Genomic DNA, 19,521 nt, shown 5'->3' on the forward strand with positions numbered 1-19,521 from the left:
GTGGTACAACTTTAAGCTTCTACCAAACAGTCGTACCTGTGTCATTAGTACACTTGTACGACTGTTTTTTATCTTTTTACTTTTATTTATAGGAGTTTAGACTAACCGCGCTTTAGGGCGCGGTTAGTCTAAACTCCAGTATGTAGCAACTACGCTATCCTGTTTGTGGCTGCTTTCCACCAAAGCCACCACTGCACAGATAGTTCCCGATACCACACTACCTCTCAACAGCATTGCCATTCCCAATGGCAACAGCATCCGCATTGAAGGCGGGACAACGGCTGGGGGAAACTTATTTCACAGTTTTCAAGAGTTTTCTGTACCCACAGGTACGGAAGCTGTTTTTAATAACTCATTAGATATTCAAAATATCTTCAGTCGAGTCACGGGTAGCAACATCTCGAATATTAACGGATTAATTCGCGCTAACGGGACAACTAGCTTATTTTTAATCAATCCCAACGGCATAATTTTCGGACAGAATGCCCAATTAAATATCGGTGGTTCGTTCATCGGTTCCACAGCAAATAGTATTAGATTTGTCGATGGCAGCGAATTTAGCGCTACTCACCCCACCGCACCATCATTGCTGACAGTTAACGTGCCCATTGGGTTGCAATTTGGCGCAAATCCAGGCAGAATTGAGAATCGTTCGCGCAGCGTGCCGTTAGGCGTATCGCAAGTTACAGCCCCACCAAACATCCCGATCGTTCCCCTACCAATTCCCAACGCCAACCGAATAGGATTAGCAGTACAACCAGGACAAACACTAGCATTAATTGGTGGCGACATCCAACTTGATGGAGGAAATTTAACCGCATCTACCGGACAAATTATTGTGAGTAGTGTTGCAAGTCCCGGTTTCGTGAATTTCGTACCAACGCCACTGGGTTTGAATTTAAACTACGACAACATTCAAAACTTTGGCAACATTGAAATATCTGGTGGTTCCTTTATCAACACCAGCGGAATCGGTGGTGGCAGAGTCGATATCAGAGGTGGAAATGTCACAGTCAGCGGTTCGGGAATTTATGGACTGACATTGGGAAATATAGATGGTAGAGGTATCGATATCAATGCCCAAAACTTGCGATTAGAGGGAGGGTCGCAAATTTACACTCTAACATTGGCTTCCGGCAAAGGAAGCGATATCAACATCCGCGCTACTGACTCCGTAGAAATGATCGGGATTGGATTTGAGAGCTATCAACAATTTTTAGTTAATTATCGAGCATTGAGAACAATCGACCCTTTCGATCCGCAAATTATTCTGAACACCGGCACTTCTGGCGCTGGATATGCTGGAGACATCGGGATTGATACACAACGCTTGCTGATGCGCGATGGAGTAGTAGCAGGCACTGTCTCTTTCGGTACAGGAAATGGGGGAAATATCAACATCCGTGCCAACGTTTTCGATCAGGTTGGTTCTACGCTTAGCAGTGGGTCATTATTGGGTAGTAGCGGTACAGGAGGAAACATCACCGTTACTGCCCAAAAATTAATCGTCCGTGATGGTGCCATTCTCACCACTACCACCACCAGTGAGGGAGCATCAGGGGATATCAACATTAAAGCAGCAGAATCAGTAGAAGTGTTAAGAACTCCTGCTGGGAGTATCCTGCAAACTTTGATCGCCGCCGCCTCTTTAGATCCCTCTGAGAAAGGCAGCGCCGGCGATATTAGCATCGACACCAAGCGGTTGATTATTGCCGAAGGAGCCGGAATATCTGTATCGAGCGGTGCAACTCTTGGCAATAGTCTCTTTTCTACTGGGGGGCCGGGAGGCAATTTGACAATTAGGGCTTCTGAGTCGGTAGAGTTAGCAGGTATCTCTGGAGTTTTGGCAAATGGAGAATACAATATTAGTTTCCTCGCCAGTGAAACCAGTGGCTCCAGTCAGGGAGGTAATATTTACGTTGCCACGCCTGAACTGATTGTGCGGGATGGGGGAGTAATTTTTATGTCTGCTTTTGGTAAGGGAAATGCAGGCAACCTCACGATTGATGCCTCTAGCGTAGAAGTGAGTGGCACTGCTCTTAACGGTCAATTGATCAGTCAAATTGACGTTTCGGCGGGGAATTTCCTCGGTACTCCCATTCCCAATGCTACGGGAAATGCGGGTTCAATGAATCTAAATGTAGGTCGATTGATTGTTCGAGATGGGGCAGCGATCAATGTCCGGGCGCAGGGTACGCCAAATGCTGGCACTCTCAACGTTGTAGGCGACTCAATTCTCGTTGATAACAAAGCCAGCATTAATGGTACAACTGAGACAGGCGGCGGGGGAAATATTAACCTCCAGGCACAAAACATCCAATTACGCCACAACAGTCGAATCGGAACTGATGCAGGTAATTCTACTGGCGGTAACATCGATATCAACACCAATACCTTAGTAGCTCTGGAAAATAGCGATATTACTGCTAACGCACAAAGAGGCGCTGGCGGTCGAGTCATTATCAATGCACAAGGCATTTTTGGTACTCAGTTCCGCGATGAACTAACCCTACAAAGCGATATTACAGCCACCTCTGACCTTGGCCCCCAGTTTAGGGGTGTGGTAGAAATTAATACTCCCGATGTTGACCCCAGTGCTGGTTTAGTCGAGTTATCGACATATTTTGAGGATGTAGACAGGAGCATTGTCGCTAGTTGTGCGACTTCTGTGGGCAATAGCTTTACAATTACCGGCAATGGCGGTTTACCGAACGACCCGACGCAAGCCCTCAGAGGTAGGGCGATTTGGCGGGATGTGCGTTGGGTGGGAGTGGGGGAGAGTGGGAGCGCGAGAGAGCGGTCGAGTCGGAGAATATCGGCAATTGCCAGTACCCCAATTGTAGAGGCGACGGGATGGCGGGTGAACGGTCAGGGGGAAATGGAATTAGTTGCAAATGCTTCCAAAATTATTCTCGGTAGTAGTTGGTACAATGCAGCTGGGTGTGGTGGGAGATGATGGTTAAGACTCTTTTGGCAAATTTCATCCTTTGGGAATATTGACTTTTCAAAAAGGGTAAAATGAGTGCTGCGGGTGTCGATAGCAAAAGAAAGCTCATTCACATTCGATCTAGGCGCTGTTGGCGACCTTAACCCAAAAACATATGAAGCTGCTTTTGCGATCGCTCTATGTAGCAACTACCCTATCCTGTTTGTGGCTGCTTTCAACCAACGCCGCCGCACAGATAGTTCCCGATACCACCTTACCTATCAACAGCATTGCCATTCCCAATGGCAACAGCATCCGCATTGAAGGCGGTACAACGGCTGGGGGAAACTTATTTCACAGTTTTCAAGAGTTTTCTGTCCCCACAGGTACGGAAGCTTTTTTTAATAACTCATTAGATATTCAAAATATCTTCAGTCGAGTCACGGGTAGCAACATCTCGAATATCGATGGATTAATTAGAGCTAACGGTGTGGCGAACTTATTTATCATCAATCCCAACGGCATAATTTTCGGACAAAACGCCCAATTAAATATCGGTGGTTCTTTCTTGAGTTCAACTGCCAACAGTATTAAATTTGCAGACGGGAGCGAGTTTAGCTCACCGAATCCCGCCGCGCCATCTTTGCTAACAGTTAACGTGCCCATTGGGTTGCAATTTGGCGAAAATCCAGGCAGAATTGAGAATCGATCGCAAACAACCGCACCAGTAACTCTGCCACCTCTAACCACCCCATTTCCCTTTGAAATTCCCTTTGACAACAAAGTAGGATTAGCCGTAGCACCCGGACAAACATTAGCCTTAGTTGGGGGCGATATCCAAGTCGATGGAGGAAATTTAACTGCCTTTACCGGACAAATTATTTTAGGTAGCGTGGCGAGTCCAGGTTTAGTCAGCTTCGTACCGACACCATTCGGTTTGAATTTAAATTATGACAATGTTGCCAACTTGGGCAATATTGATTTATCAAATGGAACGACCCTCAACACCAGCGGAATCGGTGGCGGTAAAGTAGATATTAGAGGTAGAAATGTCACCATTAGCGGTACGAGAATTTTAGGATTGACAATAGGAAATATTGATGGCAGAGATATTAATATTAATGCCGAAAACTTGCGAATAAATCGAGGGTCGCAAATTATCCCGGCGACACTCGGAGATGGTAAGGGGAGCGATTTGAACATCTATGCTACTGACTCAGTAGAAATCAGCGGGCTGGGAATTGAAGCCTATCAGCAGGTTTATAACCAATACCTGCTCTCTGGAACGTTCAACCCATTTGTCCCGCAAATTGCTCTGAGTGCTGGTACTGTTGGTAGCGGAGCCGCTGGAGAAATTAACATTGACACCGGACGGCTGCTGCTACGCGATGGGGCAACGGGCGGTACCAATACCTTTACTACTGGAAATGCCGGAAATATGAATATCCGCGCTAACACCGTCGAACTCATCAGTTCAGCACTCAGCATCGGTACAAATCGCGCCAGTGCTGGTCAAGGCGGAAGCATAAATATTGAGGCACAACGTTTAATTATGCGCGATGGCAGCAATCTCGTCAGCATCAGCCGCAGTGATGGTGCATCGGGGAATATCGCGATTAAAACTTCTGAATCTGTAGAATTGTCGGGGAGTTTGCCTGGAAGTACCGCACAAACTGCAATCGGTACAAACTCTTTTGATGGCAACGGGAAAGCCGGGGATATTACGATCGATACTAAGCGACTGAGTGTTTCCGATGGAGCCGCAATTAGTTTATCGACGGGTGCAATTCTCGGGCAAACTGTCTTGTCTACAAATGGGGGACCGGGAGGAAATTTAACTGTGACAGCTTCCGAGTCTGTAGAAGTCAGCGGCGAGTCAGGTGTTTTGGGGTTTGTCGGCTTCGCACCGAGTTCTCTGAATACTGCCACTGCAAGTTCTGGTAGAGGTGGAGATATTCGCCTCTCCACACCTTTATTTATCTTGCGAGATGGGGCGCTGATTTCGGTAGCTTCTTCGGGTATAGCAGATGCAGGAAGTATTACCTTAAATGCCGATCGCATCGTAGTGCAAGGCACTGGCAGAAACAGTGGGTTGAGTAGTAGAATTGAAGCTTCGGCTGGCACAGTGTCGAATTTTAACAATCCCAACGCTACCGCAAATGCGGGTTCGCTGAATGTGAATGCAAGAGAATTGATTGTTAAAGATGGGGCAATATTTAATGTCCGAGCATTGGGTACGGGGAGTGCTGGTAATATTAATGTGGTAGCAGACTCGATCGCTCTTGACAATCAAAGCAGTATTGACGGGAGAACTACATCTGGTCTGGGCGCAAATATAAATCTGCAATCTCTTGCTCTCCAGTTACGTCAAGGCAGCCGCATTAACACAGATGCGGGGAATGCTACTGGTGGGAATATCAATATCGACACCAACACCTTAGTAGCTTTAGAAAATAGCGATATTACTGCTAACGCACAAAGAGGTGCTGGCGGTCGCGTGAGCATCACTGCACAAGGTATTTTTGGGACTCAGTTCCGCAATGAACTAACCCCGCAAAGTGACATCACCGCCACCTCTGACCTTGGCCCCCAGTTTAGCGGTGTGGTGGAAATTAATACTCCCGATATTGACCCCAGTGCTGGTTTAATTGAGTTATCGACATATTTTGACGATGTAGACAGGAGCATTGTCGCTAGTTGTGCGACTTCTGTGGGTAATAGCTTTACAATTACCGGCAATGGCGGTTTACCCGATGACCCGACGCAAGCCCTCAGAAGTAGGGCGATTTGGCGGGATGTGCGTTTGGTGGGAGTTGGGGAGAGTGGCAGAGGGGGAGAACGGGAGAGGGGGAGAATATCGGTAATTGGCAATACCCCAATTGTAGAGGCGACGGGATGGCGGGTGAACGGTCAAGGGGAAATGGAATTAGTTGCAAATGCTTCCGCCATGATTGTCGGTAGTAGTTGGTACAATGCGCCTGGGTGCGGTGGAAGATGATGGTTAAGTCTAGGCTCGCCAATTTCATCCTTTGGAAATATTGACTTTTCAAAAAGGGTAAAATGAGTGCTGCGGGTGTCGATAGCAAAACAACGCTCATTCACACTCGATCTGGGTGCTGTTGGCGACCGATTATCCCGTAAATAAAGATGAAACTGGTTTTGCGATCTCTATATTTGGCAACTACCCTTTCCTGCTTGTGCCTGTTTTACCCCAACTCCACCACCGCACAGATAGTTCCCGATACCACCTTACCTCTCAACAGCATTGCCATTCCCAATGGCAACAGCATCCGCATTGAAGGCGGGACAACGGCTGGGGGCAATTTATTTCACAGCTTTCAAGAATTTTCTGTCCCCACAGGTACGGAAGCTGTTTTTAATAACTCATTAGATATTCAAAATATCTTCAGTCGAGTCACGGGTAGCAACATCTCGAATATTAACGGATTAATTCGCGCTAACGGCACGGCGAATTTATTTTTAATTAATCCAAATGGAATTATTTTCGGACAGAATGCCCAACTAAATATTGGTGGGTCTTTTATCGGTTCAACCGCTAATAGTATTAAATTTGCAGATGGGAGAGAATTTAGCGCAACCAATCCTACCGCACCATCATTGCTGACAATTAACGTACCCGTAGGTTTGCTATTTGGAGCTAATCCAGGCAGCATCGTCAATCGATCGCAAACAACCGCACCAGTAAATCTACCAACGCTGACCACCCCACTTCCCTTTGATAACAAAGTAGGATTAGCCGTAGCCCCCGGTCAAACATTAGCCTTGGTGGGTGGGGATATCCAAGTCGATGGCGGCAATTTAACTGCTTCTACCGGACAAATACTTTTAGGTAGCGTGGCGAGTCCAGGTTTAGTCAGTTTCACTCCCACGCCATTCGGACTCAGTTTAAACTATGACAATATTGCCAACTTCGGCAATATTCAAATATCGAATGGATCGATCGTTAATACCAGTGGCATCGGTGGAGGAAAAGTAGATATTCGAGGTGGAAATGTCACCTTTAGCGGTGGGCGAATCTATGCGCTGTCCTTGGGAAATCTTGATGGTAGAAACATCGATATCGCGGCGCAAAAATTGCGGGTGAGTGATGGATCGCAAATTTTCACTACCGTACTGGGAGCGGGAGCGGGAGGAGATCTGAATATCCGCGCTAGCGATTCAGTGCAAGTGCAAGGGATTGGATTTGAAAGCTATCAAAAGTATTTAGCCAATTTTCTGGCATCGGGAACGGTAAATCCTTTCGATCGGCAAAATATTCTCATTACTGGCACTACTGGTGCAGGAGCATCAGGAAATATCACAATTGATACCCCCAGACTGCTGATAGAAAATGGGGCTGTATCGGGTAGCGCTACTTTGGGAGCGGGAAATGGAGGAAATATGACCATCCGGGCCAGAGATTTCGAGATGGTTGGTTCTGCGATCGATAACGGCACGATTCTGGGAAGTACAGGTAAGGGAGGCAACATCACCTTTGAGGGAGAACGATTTACAATTCGGGATAGTGCGTCGATCGCCAGTGTAGTCTTCAGTCAGGGAGATGGTGGAAATATCATCATTAAAGCATCTGAATCCGTGGATGTTTTGAACACTCCTAATGGAAGTACTCTCCAAACGGCGATCGCGACAAATTCCCTTGCAGGTACGGGTAAAGCAGGGGATATTATCATTGACACGAAGCGGTTGACCGTCACTCAAGGAGGGGGGATTAGTTCATCTAATGGCGGGATTGTTGGTAACAGTGTGTATTCTACTGGTGGGCCGGGAGGAGATTTATTCGTTACGGCTACGGATTCAGTAGAAGTATCAGGTATTTCTGGCGTGCTGGCAAATGGGGGACAAACTCCCAGTTACCTTGCCGCTCAGACCTTAAATTCTACCCCAGGTGGTAACATGAGCATCGCTACATCCGCGCTGAGCGTGCGAGATGGGGGACTTATTTCGACAGCTTCTTTAAATGCAGGAACAGCAGGAGACATCAAGATCGATGCCGATCGAGTGGAAATTGCTGGCAGTAGAAGTAACGGTCAGTTTATCAGCAAAATAGAAGCTTCGGCTGGTATTGCCACCATTTTGATCGATCCCCTAACTACAGGTAATGCGGGTTCGATAAATTTAAATGTCGGACAATTAATTGTTCGGGATGATGCAGCAGTGAACGTACAAGCGTTGGGAAGCGCAAATGCTGGCAACATCAACGTAACGGCAAATACTTTAGCTCTTGACGATCGAGGTAAAATTGACGGTGCAACCACATCGGGTGCGGGAGCAAATATTAACTTAACCGCCCAAAATATTCAGTTGCGCCAAGAAAGTCGGATGAGAACCGATGCGGGTAGTTCTACTGGGGGCAATATTACAATTAATACCGATACTCTGGCAGCACTGAGAAATAGCGATATTACTGCCAATGCAGTACAAGGTGGTGGTGGAAGGGTAAGTATCACTGCACGAGGTATTTTTGGGATTCAGTTCCGGGATAGTTTGACTGCACAGAGCGATATTACGGCAACTTCTGACCTTGGGCCCCAGTTTAGCGGTGTGGTAGAAATTAATACTCCGAATATTGACCCCAGTGCTGGTTTAGTAGAGTTGTCGGCAAATTTCGAGGATGTCAGTAGGAGTATAGTCTCCAGTTGTGCGGCTTCTGAGGGAAATAGCTTTACGGTTACTGGCAACGGCGGCTTACCGGACGACCCTTCTCAAACTCTCAGAGGGAGGTCAGTTTGGCGCGATCTGCGTTCGGTACAACTCGGAGGGAGAGGGGGAGTGGCAGAGTGGGGAAGTGGGAGAGAATCGAGAATTGCCAGTACCCAGATTGTGGAGGCGACGGGATGGACGATCGACGATCGCGGTAGAGTTAAATTGGTGGCGCAGGCACCTAATACTGTTCCCCAAAGTTCTTGGTATACTCCACCTGGATGCCATCTTTAATTTTTAATTGTTTGGCTAATTCTACCCAATGGTCAATTCCTTTTCGTGTTGGTTGTCCCGTTGCAGTGAATGTCCAAATCTCTCTTTTGTGTTGCGGGCCATAACTTATGTGCATCGGTCGATCGACACCGTAATAATATAAAGAATCAAAGGGCAACTTTTGTGATACGATCCAATCGATGATGCGATCGCTCCCCTCCCCAAGAATAAAAAAATCGCAAGCTGCGCCTAATCTTTGGCAATAATATTTACCGTTTTTATTGATTTCATAAGCCATGTGCTGATCGATATCGGGCGCAACTCGACCGTTCTTTTTGCCCGTCTCCGGGTCTTTCTTATCTAAATATTTCTTCAAATCTTTGGAACAAAACCCATAAGTCAGCCGAAACTTATCGATACCGAAAAAATCAATAATTGGCTCTATAATAAATCGATTTAAATCTTGCAAAGCGGTCAGCGTTTCTTCCAAATTTTGCGGGTAAGGATTGATTTGAGAGGCATACTTATTATAAGTATTGCTACAGGTACAAAACTTCTCTAAAGTTAAGTATTTTCCGAGTTTTATTTCTGCCATCACTTCTCGCTATTCAAACTAAAATTTGTATTGTTCCACTTGCATATTCCAAAGCGTTGCGTACTCACCCCCCTGTTGCAAAAGTTGTGCGTGAGTTCCTTCTTCAATTAGTTTACCAGCTTTTAATACGAGAATGCGATCGGCCATTTTAACCGAAGCCAAACGATGGGTAACTAAAATCGCCGTCTTACCGCGAACTAAGTCAAAAAAATGACTGTAAATTTCATACTCGCTGCGGGGATCTAACGCTGCTGTCGGCTCATCTAAAATCAGAATTTGCGAACCTTCCTCTCGTACAAAAGCTCGCGCCAAACCCAACTTTTGCCACTCACCCCCAGAAAGCTCTGTGCCGCCAAACTGCTTGCCTAACAAAGTAAAATATCGCTCTGGCAAACTTTCAACTTTATCTGCAATTCCCGATTTTTCAGCAGCTTTTTTTAATCGCTCTAAATCCTCCATAGCTTCAATATCGCCTAATGCAATATTTTCTCCTATTGTGAGTGAATAGCGACAAAAGTCTTGAAACAGCACACCAATTTGCTGCCGCCATACGGCAATATCGAAATTTTTGAGACTTTCCCCATCTACCCAAATATTTCCACCAGTAGGATCGTATAACCTCGCTAACAGTTTAACTAATGTAGTTTTACCCGCGCCGTTTTCACCAACCAAAGCGACTATTTCTCCTGGGTGCAGGGTAAAAGAAATTCCCGCTAAAGCAAGCCTGCCATCTGGGTAAGCAAACTTCACATTTTCAAAAACAATTCCTGACTCGATCGGGTTGGGTACAGGTTTAGCAGGAATAGTCACGGACATGGTATTCTTGCCGATCAGAAATTTGAAAAAACGTTCCATAAAAAGGAGCGTTTCTTGCAGAATGAAACAATTATGTAATAAGTAAGTGAGGTTTTGTTGGATATAAGCTAAAGATTGAATAAAAAGCATTACGCTTCCTGGCGTAAGTCTGCCAGTAAAAGCTTGTTGCACTACTGAATAAAAAGCAAAGGCATTTCCCGCTGCGCTTAAAGCCGCAAAACCGCTAAAAGCAAAAGCTTGTTTACCCCGCAGACGACGCATGGTTTGATATTTATCTTGAAAAGCTTCTAAATAACGTTGGGTAAATAAAGAACCGATGCCAAAAAGACGGACTTCTTTAGCGTAGATATCTGTCAGCAGTAATGAGGAGTAATACTGCATCCGACGAGCTTGGGGACTTTTTTGAGAAAGTGCTTGCCAAGCATCCCATTGGATTTTGAAAGACACGTAAGTTTGCGGCAAAGATGTTGCTAAAATTAATAAAGGCATCCACCAACCCAGCGGAGATACTAAAAGTAACATACTGATAATGGTAAATAGTTCGGGAATGCCTTCAGTCAGAACACTCAATAAATAGCGCGGTTGATAAGCCGACTGTTCTTGAAGTATTTGCAATTCATCGTAAAAGTGGGAATCTTCAAAACGACTTATATCGACAAAGCTATTAGCTTTCAACATAATTTTCAAGTTGAGGTCTGCAATCAGCTTTTCGCTGATATTACGATGAGCTAGTTCTACCCAAGGTGGAAGGAGACTTTCTAGAAAAATTGTGCCCACCCAAAGCGAAACAAGGCTCCCTAGAGCCAAAAAATTATATTCTTTTACCGAACTCAAGATATCTGTTACTGTATCTACAACTTGTTTGTTAATCCAAACAGCTATAGCGGGTATGAAACTTTGCAACAAAAGAGCGATCGCCAGAAATATAGTTTCTCTTGGCGCTGCTTTCCATAACAGGGGTATGGAACGGCAGAAAATTTTAGCGTAGTTGCATATCAGGTAAACTGTTTTTTTGAGTCTGGTGATTAAGTTATTAGCCCACGAACCCATAATTGGCTATTCCATACTTGCTATGCTAAGTTAGCATAGACTTAGGCAAAGAAGCCGGGTTTCTCTAAAATAGATATGTACGAAGAAACCTGCTTTATAGCCTGGGCGTGCATAAGTCCTGTATCAGTTTAATTGTCTGCAATCTAGCTGGATGTGATTTTAAGGCGATCGCAAGCATACTCACTGGTTTTCTTTACCTAAAAAAATATTCAAAGCCTTACTCAGCAAGGCTTTGAATATTTTTTTAGCTAATTTTGCTTCTTAAGTGCAGAAGACCTGCTTACTGGTCAAGATTACTAGGCTTGTTCGAGTTGTCATCCTCTTGAGTCGGCTTCTTGAGGTTTCTTTGCGCTTCCAGCTCTTGTAGAGCCTTGTAAATCCACAGCTTTGATAGCTCAATAGTACTAATGCGATCGGGAATAGTTGACATACTTTAATAAAGGTGACTAACTCTATCTTTAAGAATAGTAAACCCAAAAGTATTCTTCATGAAGATATATACCTAAAAAATGAATTTTTTTGTACCCCGACGCCGGACACCTTCATAATTGTGCGAAAAGAGAACCCCAGTCCATGACGGCGGGTCTTGGGCCTTGATTAATCAACTCAAATACCTTTCCTTCTGTTTGCGGGTGGTAGAGAGATTCTACGCAAGCAGCCGCTACATCAATACGGCTGCTGTCACCAGATAGAGTATCGCCAGTAGCGATCGCAATCCCTAACTTCCCACCCGTGCTGGCTTTTAGCAATGTGTTCAAGTCGTAAGAGGTATATGGGCCATCAATCAGCCGTCCCGGTCGAATAATGGTGTAGGGTAATTGCGATCGAATTATGGCTTGCTCTCCTTTAAGTTTGGCATCCAGAACGCCAAAAGCATTAAGCAAACTGAACGGGAATTTTTCTTTGCGTTCGATACCGCAGGAGGAGACAAAAACAAAGCGTTGCAGATGGGATGGTGCAGCAGCGACGAGATTGCTAACACCTTCGCTATCAACTTTTTCAGGACTGTTCTTCGCTTTACTAAGGCGATATTCAGTATTGAAATAAATTTGACTCCATTCCAGCAATTGTTCGATGGGATTTCCTGAAGAGGAAATATCGAAATCCCATCTTTGGGAAGGAAAAGCTGTTGTTCCGGTACAACAAATAATGTGGGTGATATCCAGCATTGCTTGTGATAGGGTATCCGGATAGCGGGTGTCTCCGAGTGCAATTTCCACACGGTTTTCAAACATTTTTTGAGCTTTCTGGGAACTGCGGGTGAGGACGCGCACTGTTGCTCCTTTTTCCAGCAATTTTCCCACCGTCATTTGACCAACGCCGCCTGTTGCTCCCGCAACCAATACTCGAAAGGACACAGCTGTATTTTTCCACGTTATGAGGTTTTCTCTCTCAGCGTAATACAAATAAGGATATTTTGGCATAGCCTGACCCAAAAACGCTCGGCTACTGAGGATGACCGAGACAATTTTAGATTTTAGATTTTGGATTTTGGATTAAAATCTAAAATTGTCTCTGTCACTGCAAAATATAACATATTTTTATGAAAGATACATATTCAGAAGAGTTAGATTATGCTTCGCAAATCATCAAAGAAGCTGCCCACTTATATATAAAACAGGCACAAGCACCTGCTGACATATATATGAAAGGTGAATACGATCTAGTGACTTCTACCGATTATGCGATCGAGTCATTCATAATTGATAAATTGTCTAAAAATTTCCCAGGCGATCGAATTATATCGGAAGAATCTTACACGGAGTCATTAACGGATGAGAGAACGTGGGTAATCGACCCTTTAGATGGAACTAATAACTATGCCAGGAAAATACCCACTTACGGTATCCAAATAGCTCTAATAATTAAAAAACAACCTGTTGTCGCTGCTATCTATTTACCCGAACTTGAGGAAATGTATACTGCCCATATCAATAGCGGCAGCTATTTGAACGGCAGGAAAATAGCTGTCAATTCATCTGTCGAATTAAATCAAGCTGTGATTTCAATGGGCGATTTCAGTAAAACTGGAGATAGAGTTGAAAAAAATCGGATTAGATTGTTGGGGATAGCAGCAATTGCTAATCGTATAGCTCAATTAAAAATGTGGGGTGCTGCTTGTTACGATTTGGCTTCTTTGGCTGTGGGTAGAACAGATGCCTATTTGGTTTATTCCTACGATCTATGGGATGTGATACCGGGGTATTTAATTGCGAAGGAAGCAGGGGCAGTATTTGCTCAACTTACAGGTGAGCCTTTTGATGTAACTGCTACAACTATGATTGGTGCGTCTCATCCCGAACTGATGAATGCTTTGTTGCAAGCGATCGCGCTTTAATTCCACTGTGTTTAGGAAACATTCTGAGAAGGAGAAACTGAAAGGTAAATTATGCAGAAATTCACCACGCAATTACGGGTGCGACACTACGAAATGGATGCTCTCGGTCACGTTAACAATGCCGTTTACCAGCATTACTTGGAACAGGCGGGGATAGAACATACCGAACACATGGGTTTTACAGTCGATCGCTACCGCGAGTTAGGTGGAGTATTCGTAATGCGGCGTCTGGAAATTGACTATCTGCGTCCTGCGGTAGCTGGCGATACCCTGGAAATTACTACTTGGTTGCAAGAAATACGCGGTTCCCGCGCTATCCGGCGTTATGAGCTTCGCATTTTAGAAAAAGAAGATTTAGTGGTAAAAGCAGAAGCAACCTGGGTCTGGGTAAACTTGGCAACGATGCGTCCGAAAGCTATTCCTCCTGTTATGTTAGAAGCCTTTCTAGCTACTAAGCCGGCTTCACTTGGCGAATCGGTAACAGCAATAGATAATGGGCAATAAATTGTTAGCTTATTGCTTATTTGCAATACCTGTGTTTCCAAATTTACTACTTTACTCTTGATAAGAAGTTAAGGTGAATATCGTGAATACAAATTTACCTATCCAAATAAAATCGTTTGACTTGCTTGAGGAGCAAAAATCATTTCAGCTATTCCAACTACAAGACAGGAAACCAAAAAATATCTGGGAGGCAAACGGGATGAATAATCCTGGAGGAGGAGGATTTGGTACGTTTCTCTGGAGCTTGTTATGGTTAATTCCCATTTTGGGAATAGCATTTTTTATTTCACGCCAAAAATTTTAAATAATTCCTACTTTAGGTACAAGACTAACGAAAGTCTGTGTTGCAAAAATTGAAACTATGAACAATATCGAACGTCTTGTAACTTTAAATCGCATCCGTAAATTCAGCCGCCTGATGGATAGCGCTTTCCGCATCCCAGTGATAGGCTTTCGCTTTGGATTAGACCCGATTATTGGTTTAATTCCCGGTCTTGGAGATCTGGTCAGTACAGCCTTTTCTGCTTATATTATTTATTTGGCTGCGCGTTTCGGCTTACCGCCTCAAATTATGTACAAAATGATATTAAATATCGGTTTGGAAGCTGTAGTGGGTGCGGTTCCCCTCGTAGGCGATTTGTTCGATGCCTATTTTAAATCCAATATCCGCAACTTAGAGCTTTTAGAGAAACATCTGATTATAGTCGAGCCAGAAATTTTTGAAAAAAACCCTCCTACTATTACCGATCGGGTTTCGTCAGATAGCGATCGCAGCATCTATCAAGAAGTTCATTCTTAGCTGGAAGGTTACCCCCCGATCTCAAGTAGTTTAATTATATTAATCGCCGTAGGTAGTAGGTATTGACAAAAATTGTCTTTCATACCTACTACCTAATACCTATTATTGAGGAAGAGTACGATCGCAATGCCAAGGTTTAAAAACCAAGGCGCACAAACCAAAAACCAAACGATACTTATACCAATAATTACCAGCGCGAATACGCCCAGAATTTCTCCTGTCGGTCGCTCTACTGTTGTGTGCATAAAAGTCCAAAAGGTGGTTATTGCCAGCAAGGGAGGAATAAATAGGTTAGCTAGAACCATTGCGGTTATCTCCTTTGTAAGTATCTATGGGTATAGAACAGGTAGTCAGCTTAGCTGTCGGTAGGTATATTATGGCTTATAGCCTCTCTTCCAGCGATCGCCTGCGATATGATTCACCGGAAAATCTTGATTTACGCATCAAACTATATTGTGTGCTGTGGGATGGCTTCCACCTCCTACTCTAGGTTCACCCAATAGGATGAAATTTTAGTCTTTATCCTGAGTAAACGCAATCCTCAGCAGCAGTAAAATTCCTATGTTGGCCCAGCGCTAAGGACTGTCGTTCGATCTGAGTAACATATAAAGGATCTCTCTGTTATCTGTGATGATGGTAAATCAACTATTTAGTGCGGCTAATCTCTTCGTTTTGCCCTTTTGGGCCTTGATGATTCTGCTACCAAACTGGGGCGTCACTCGCAAGGTGATGGAATATTATATACCTTTTGTGGTACTGGCTGGACTGTATTTGTATTTGCTCTTCGGTTCGATTACACCAGAATCCGCGCAAGCTTTAGCTAATCCTCAGTTGGCTGATATCGCTCGCTTCTTTGCAGATGAGAATGCGGCGGCAGTTGGGTGGGTTCACTTTTTGGTGATGGATTTGTTTGTGGGGCGCTGGATTTACTGGGAAGGGCAAAAAACGGGAGTTTTTACGACTCATTCGATCGCGCTGAGCTTATTCGCTGGCCCATTAGGATTGCTCTCTCACATTTTCACCAGTTGGATAACCCAGAAATTTTTCTCGCCCAAAGAATCTGAGTCTGCAACTGCTGTTTAATATATAGGGTGGGCATCGCCCACCAAAAAACTTCTCAAAGTCGTGGTCATAAAAACAAAAAAATTCTCAGGATGGCGGCAATTATTCTTCGGAATCCGTACCCGCGTTCTAGTTTGGTATCTGATACTGATGGCTGGATCGGGTGCTATCTCTATACTAGCTGTCCGTCAAGTTCTTTCGGTACGCTTAGAAGAACGAGGTAAAAAAGTTCTCGTTCGGGAGGTAAAGCAATTTCAGCAATTAATCCAAGAATGTCAGGGAAATAATTGCAACTTTTTTACTCTATTTGACACTTTTTTATCTCGTCAGATTCCATCTGACGGAGAATTTATTATCGGTTTAACGAACGGGAAAATTTACAAATCCAGTCCGGCGGCTTTGCCTGAATCACTTCGACATAATCAGAGTTTATTAAAACGTTGGGCACAACTCAACCGCCGCGAAAAAGGTGAGCTAATCACGGCAAATGATACTATACGTTATTTAGCCGAACCCGTTATCATCGGGGGGAAAATTCAGGGAGTATTTGTTGTCATTCATTCAATGTATGAGGATTTGGAAAAGGTAAATGAAGTAACGGCTGTCATATTTTCCGTGACATTAATTTTATTAGCTGTTACTTCGGCTTTGACTTGGACTGTGGCAGGAAGAGTGTTAGTTCCTTTGCGCTTAGTTACAGCGACTGCTCGATCGATTAGCGAGTCGGATTTGACTGGACGCATTCCCATACAGGGTGCGGATGAAATTGCGGAACTGACTGTTACCTTTAATGAAATGTTAGAGCGCCTGGAGGCTGCTTTTACCAGTCAGCGCAATTTTATTAATGATGCGGGGCATGAATTGCGAACGCCAATTACTATTATACGCGGTCATTTGGAATTGTTGGGTGATGACCCGGAAGAACAATGGGAAACGATCGATCTGGTGATGGATGAGTTGGATCGAATGAACCGTTTGGTTAACGATTTGTTGTTGTTAGCAAAAGCGGAACGTTCTGATTTTTTGAGATTAGAGACGTTGGAAGTTGCGGCGTTAAGTGAGGAATTATTTACGAAGTCATTAGCTTTAGGCGATCGAAATTGGCAGTTGGAATCTAAAGCATCTTGTGAAATTGTAGCCGATCGTCAGCGTTTGACGCAAGCAATTATGAATTTAGCTCAAAATGCAGTGCAACATACCAAAGAAAATGATGCGATCGCTCTCGGTTCATCTCTCAACAATGGCGATGTTTGTTTCTGGGTTCGCGATACTGGCGAAGGAATTGCCGCGAACGATCGCGATCGTATTTTTGAACGTTTTGCGCGTGCTGCTAACAGTCGCAGACGTTCCGAAGGCTATGGTTTGGGATTAGCAATTGTGAAAGCGATCGCAGACGCACACGGCGGAAAAGTGGAGTTAGAAAGTCAATTAGGGAAAGGTTCTATTTTTACATTAATTATACCAATAAAACCCTAGTTATGCTAAGATGTTAAATAACTTTAATGCGTGCTTGAAAGGAAAATAAAATGAGTAGAACTCAGGCTAAACCTAAGCGTTTTACGCTGGATGAATATCATAAGCTGACAGAAATAGGATTTTTCCATGAAGATGACAGGATTGAGCTAATTAAGGGAGAAATTATTGAGATGGCAGCAAAAGGTACGGCTCACGAAACTTGTTTGAGAAACTTATTGCGAGAACTACCAAGACTGGTAGGGAATAGAGGAACTTTACAATGTCAGGCTCCGATTATTTTACCCGATGATAGTGAACCAGAACCAGATTTTGCGATTCTCCAAAACCGAGATGATAATTATTTATCTGCTCACCCCAGACCAGGTGATGTATTGCTAGTCATGGAAGTAGCAGATTCTACTTTGAATTTTGACAGAAATGTTAAGTTGTCCCTCTATGCTGAGGCGGGTATATCTGATTATTGGATATTTAATTTATTGGATAATCAGTTGGAAGCTCACAGCGAACCTTTTCAGAACAGTAAAGGAAATTTTGGTTATCAAAATAGGCGAATTGTTTTACCAAATCAGATAATTGCGTTACCTTGTTTTCCCGATTTATCTTTGGATTTAAGTAGAGTATTTCCGCAAAAATTGAATGATTAAATTAACTCAAAGGTGGAAAGAAACCCGGTTTCTTCGAGAAACCGGGTTTCTGGGGGCAGCCAGCGAAAAAATAAATTTCCACTTTCATGTTGATTCTACCGATGACGCCCTGACCTTCAAAATGACACAATAGCGTCCAGTTGAATCTAAAGTCTTAAAATGGCTATCAGCAATCACGAACAAGTTGGCAGGGCTTTAAACCTTCTATGTAAGGCATTATACACTTATATAGAGCAGGAAATGCAGGCCATTCACCGAGAGCGCTGGTTAACAGTCGCCACATCTTATCTAGCCAAAGATCAAAATTTGAGGCGAAAGCCAGCAGACATTCTGCAAGAGGATGTTTCTGGCTTATTGACAGTTATCTTAAAGCAGTGGGAAGATGTCTTTAGAAAAAACATGGGTTATGCTGAACGCGCTTTGGTAAGTGAACTAATCGAAGTTCGCAACAAATGGGCGCACAAATCTACCTTTTCTACAGATGATACCTATCGCGCTCTCGATAGTATTGCTCGACTCCTCAAAGCTATTTCTGCATCAGAAGCGATTGATGTAGAAAAGCAGAAGCAACAAGTTTTACAAATTCTATCTCAAGAACAAGTTCGTCAAGAAAATCGTCGTGTTTCAGCTGAAGAATACCGCATTAGAGAACGATTAGCTGAATTACTAAAAAAAATTCCTTTCCAGGATGCTTCTCTCTTAGAACACGCACTTACTCACCGTTCATACTTTTATGAAAATCCGAAACAAGTAAGGGATGATAATGAGCGACTAGAGTTTTTGGGAGATGCAGTACTAGGTTTTCTATGCAGCGAATTTCTTTATAGTCGTTACCCAGAAATGAATGAATCTCAACTAACCCGTCTTCGTTCCGAATTAGTTGATGAAAAGCAGTTAGCCAAGTTTGCTAAAGTTATGGATATAGGGAAATGGATGCGATTAGGCAAGGGTACTATAGCAGATGGAGGACGCAACAACTCTTTGTTGCTTAGTAATACTTTTGAAGCTATTATCGGTGCTTATTTTCTAGATTCTGGGATAGAGGAAGTCCGTGAGTTTGTCCAAGAATTATTTATTTCGGTAGCTGAAGATTCTGTTTCTTACCAATCTGATGTAGACCCTACTGTTTTGGTAGATTCTAAAAATTTGTTTCAGCAATGGGTATTCGCCAACATTGGCCAAACTCCGCCTAAATATTTGACAATCAAGGAGATAGGCCCACCTCATGCTAAAGAGTTTATGGTGGAAGTTCGCGTAGCTGATAAAAAATATGGAGAAGGAAAAGGACGTAGCAAAAAAGATGCCGAAAAAAGTGCGGCAGAAGATGCACTTGCCAAGCTGAGAAAACGAGGGATGATGTAGAATTGATGGGATATT

16 protein-coding genes are annotated in these 19,521 nt (G+C 43.8%); 12 read left to right on the top strand and 4 right to left on the bottom strand.

The genetic code is table 11. The annotated features are described in order from the left end of the window. Positions 1-163: 163 nt before the first annotated feature. The 3 genes from ACE1CD_RS31350 (at position 164) to ACE1CD_RS31360 (ending at position 8,881) form a co-directional block, all read left to right on the top strand. Positions 164-2,956 carry a filamentous hemagglutinin N-terminal domain-containing protein gene (locus tag ACE1CD_RS31350; protein WP_374827280.1) on the top strand — a complete coding sequence of 931 codons (2,793 nt, stop codon included), beginning with the start codon at positions 164-166 and terminating at the stop codon, positions 2,954-2,956. 145 nt (positions 2,957-3,101) lie between these two features. Next, entirely contained in the window at positions 3,102-5,924 is a 2,823-nt protein-coding gene (locus ACE1CD_RS31355; RefSeq protein WP_374827281.1) for a filamentous hemagglutinin N-terminal domain-containing protein, read from the top strand. A gap of 149 nt (positions 5,925-6,073) precedes the next feature. After that, positions 6,074-8,881 (top strand): filamentous hemagglutinin N-terminal domain-containing protein, encoded by a 2,808-nt coding sequence (locus ACE1CD_RS31360; protein ID WP_374827282.1) that lies wholly within the window; start codon positions 6,074-6,076, stop codon positions 8,879-8,881. On the opposite strand, the gene ACE1CD_RS31365 is transcribed toward ACE1CD_RS31360, so the two are convergent. The 3 genes from ACE1CD_RS31365 to ACE1CD_RS31375 all read right to left on the bottom strand — a co-directional run bounded on the left by ACE1CD_RS31365 (position 8,829) and on the right by ACE1CD_RS31375 (position 12,679). Beyond that, positions 8,829-9,455 carry a hypothetical protein gene (locus ACE1CD_RS31365; protein ID WP_374827283.1) on the bottom strand — a complete coding sequence of 209 codons (627 nt, stop codon included), beginning with the start codon at positions 9,453-9,455 and terminating at the stop codon, positions 8,829-8,831. The two genes, ACE1CD_RS31360 and ACE1CD_RS31365, sit on opposite strands and share 53 nt — an antisense overlap. Positions 9,456-9,473: 18 nt before the next feature. After that, entirely contained in the window at positions 9,474-11,321 is a 1,848-nt protein-coding gene (locus ACE1CD_RS31370; protein ID WP_374791585.1) for an ABC transporter ATP-binding protein, read from the bottom strand. A gap of 542 nt (positions 11,322-11,863) precedes the next feature. Further along, the gene (locus ACE1CD_RS31375) at positions 11,864-12,679 is read right to left on the bottom strand and encodes an SDR family oxidoreductase (RefSeq protein WP_374827284.1); all 816 of its coding nucleotides are present in this window, start codon (positions 12,677-12,679) and stop codon (positions 11,864-11,866) included. A gap of 185 nt (positions 12,680-12,864) precedes the next feature. Here ACE1CD_RS31375 and ACE1CD_RS31380 point away from each other — a divergent pair, with 185 nt between their 5' ends. From ACE1CD_RS31380 to ACE1CD_RS31395, 4 genes are all read left to right on the top strand, one after another. Then, positions 12,865-13,659, top strand: coding sequence for an inositol monophosphatase family protein (locus ACE1CD_RS31380; protein WP_374827285.1), 795 nt, complete (start codon positions 12,865-12,867; stop codon positions 13,657-13,659). Positions 13,660-13,710: 51 nt separating this feature from the next. Further along, positions 13,711-14,163, top strand: a complete 453-nt coding sequence (locus tag ACE1CD_RS31385) for an acyl-CoA thioesterase (protein WP_374791579.1) — start codon at positions 13,711-13,713, stop codon at positions 14,161-14,163. Positions 14,164-14,245: 82 nt separating this feature from the next. Then, positions 14,246-14,467: a hypothetical protein gene (locus tag ACE1CD_RS31390; RefSeq protein ID WP_374791577.1), complete on the top strand. Its 222-nt coding sequence runs from the start codon at positions 14,246-14,248 to the stop codon at positions 14,465-14,467. Positions 14,468-14,524: 57 nt separating this feature from the next. After that, a complete protein-coding gene (locus ACE1CD_RS31395) occupies positions 14,525-14,962 on the top strand; it encodes a DUF4112 domain-containing protein (RefSeq protein ID WP_374791575.1) in 438 nt (145 codons plus the stop codon). Between the two features lie 92 nt (positions 14,963-15,054). Here ACE1CD_RS31395 and ACE1CD_RS31400 read toward each other — a convergent pair whose 3' ends face one another. Next, the gene (locus ACE1CD_RS31400; protein ID WP_374791573.1) at positions 15,055-15,267 is read right to left on the bottom strand and encodes a hypothetical protein; all 213 of its coding nucleotides are present in this window, start codon (positions 15,265-15,267) and stop codon (positions 15,055-15,057) included. A gap of 26 nt (positions 15,268-15,293) precedes the next feature. Between ACE1CD_RS31400 and ACE1CD_RS31405 the strand changes: the two genes are divergently transcribed. The 5 genes from ACE1CD_RS31405 (at position 15,294) to rnc (ending at position 19,506) form a co-directional block, all read left to right on the top strand. Further along, positions 15,294-15,452, top strand: coding sequence for a hypothetical protein (locus ACE1CD_RS31405; protein ID WP_374791571.1), 159 nt, complete (start codon positions 15,294-15,296; stop codon positions 15,450-15,452). 140 nt (positions 15,453-15,592) lie between these two features. After that, positions 15,593-16,045, top strand: a complete 453-nt coding sequence (locus tag ACE1CD_RS31410) for an ABA4-like family protein (protein WP_374791569.1) — start codon at positions 15,593-15,595, stop codon at positions 16,043-16,045. A gap of 42 nt (positions 16,046-16,087) precedes the next feature. After that, complete coding sequence (locus ACE1CD_RS31415; protein WP_374791567.1) at positions 16,088-17,500, top strand: sensor histidine kinase; 1,413 nt, start codon at positions 16,088-16,090, stop codon at positions 17,498-17,500. Positions 17,501-17,550: 50 nt separating this feature from the next. Beyond that, a complete protein-coding gene (locus ACE1CD_RS31420; RefSeq protein ID WP_374791565.1) occupies positions 17,551-18,144 on the top strand; it encodes a Uma2 family endonuclease in 594 nt (197 codons plus the stop codon). A 159-nt stretch (positions 18,145-18,303) separates the two neighbouring features. Continuing rightward, a complete protein-coding gene (rnc, locus tag ACE1CD_RS31425) occupies positions 18,304-19,506 on the top strand; it encodes a ribonuclease III (protein WP_374791563.1) in 1,203 nt (400 codons plus the stop codon). Positions 19,507-19,521: the final 15 nt, after the last annotated feature.

It is taken from the genome of Aerosakkonema sp. BLCC-F183, from assembly GCF_041929145.1.
Taxonomy (GTDB): domain Bacteria; phylum Cyanobacteriota; class Cyanobacteriia; order Cyanobacteriales; family Aerosakkonemataceae; genus Aerosakkonema.

What these genes read in the sequence shown, in the direction of transcription:
- ACE1CD_RS31355 (WP_374827281.1), top strand. Translation starts at nt 3,102, where the DNA reads ATGAAGCTGCTTTTGCGATCGCTCTATGTAGCAACTACCCTATCCTGT.
- ACE1CD_RS31360 (WP_374827282.1), top strand. Translation starts at nt 6,074, where the DNA reads ATGAAACTGGTTTTGCGATCTCTATATTTGGCAACTACCCTTTCCTGC.
- ACE1CD_RS31365 (WP_374827283.1), bottom strand. Translation starts at nt 9,455, where the DNA reads ATGGCAGAAATAAAACTCGGAAAATACTTAACTTTAGAGAAGTTTTGT.
- ACE1CD_RS31370 (WP_374791585.1), bottom strand. Translation starts at nt 11,321, where the DNA reads ATGGGTTCGTGGGCTAATAACTTAATCACCAGACTCAAAAAAACAGTT.
- ACE1CD_RS31380 (WP_374827285.1), top strand. Translation starts at nt 12,865, where the DNA reads ATGAAAGATACATATTCAGAAGAGTTAGATTATGCTTCGCAAATCATC.
- ACE1CD_RS31385 (WP_374791579.1), top strand. Translation starts at nt 13,711, where the DNA reads ATGCAGAAATTCACCACGCAATTACGGGTGCGACACTACGAAATGGAT.
- ACE1CD_RS31395 (WP_374791575.1), top strand. Translation starts at nt 14,525, where the DNA reads ATGAACAATATCGAACGTCTTGTAACTTTAAATCGCATCCGTAAATTC.
- ACE1CD_RS31400 (WP_374791573.1), bottom strand. Translation starts at nt 15,267, where the DNA reads ATGGTTCTAGCTAACCTATTTATTCCTCCCTTGCTGGCAATAACCACC.
- ACE1CD_RS31405 (WP_374791571.1), top strand. Translation starts at nt 15,294, where the DNA reads ATGGGTATAGAACAGGTAGTCAGCTTAGCTGTCGGTAGGTATATTATG.
- ACE1CD_RS31410 (WP_374791569.1), top strand. Translation starts at nt 15,593, where the DNA reads ATGATGGTAAATCAACTATTTAGTGCGGCTAATCTCTTCGTTTTGCCC.
- ACE1CD_RS31420 (WP_374791565.1), top strand. Translation starts at nt 17,551, where the DNA reads ATGAGTAGAACTCAGGCTAAACCTAAGCGTTTTACGCTGGATGAATAT.
- rnc (WP_374791563.1), top strand. Translation starts at nt 18,304, where the DNA reads ATGGCTATCAGCAATCACGAACAAGTTGGCAGGGCTTTAAACCTTCTA.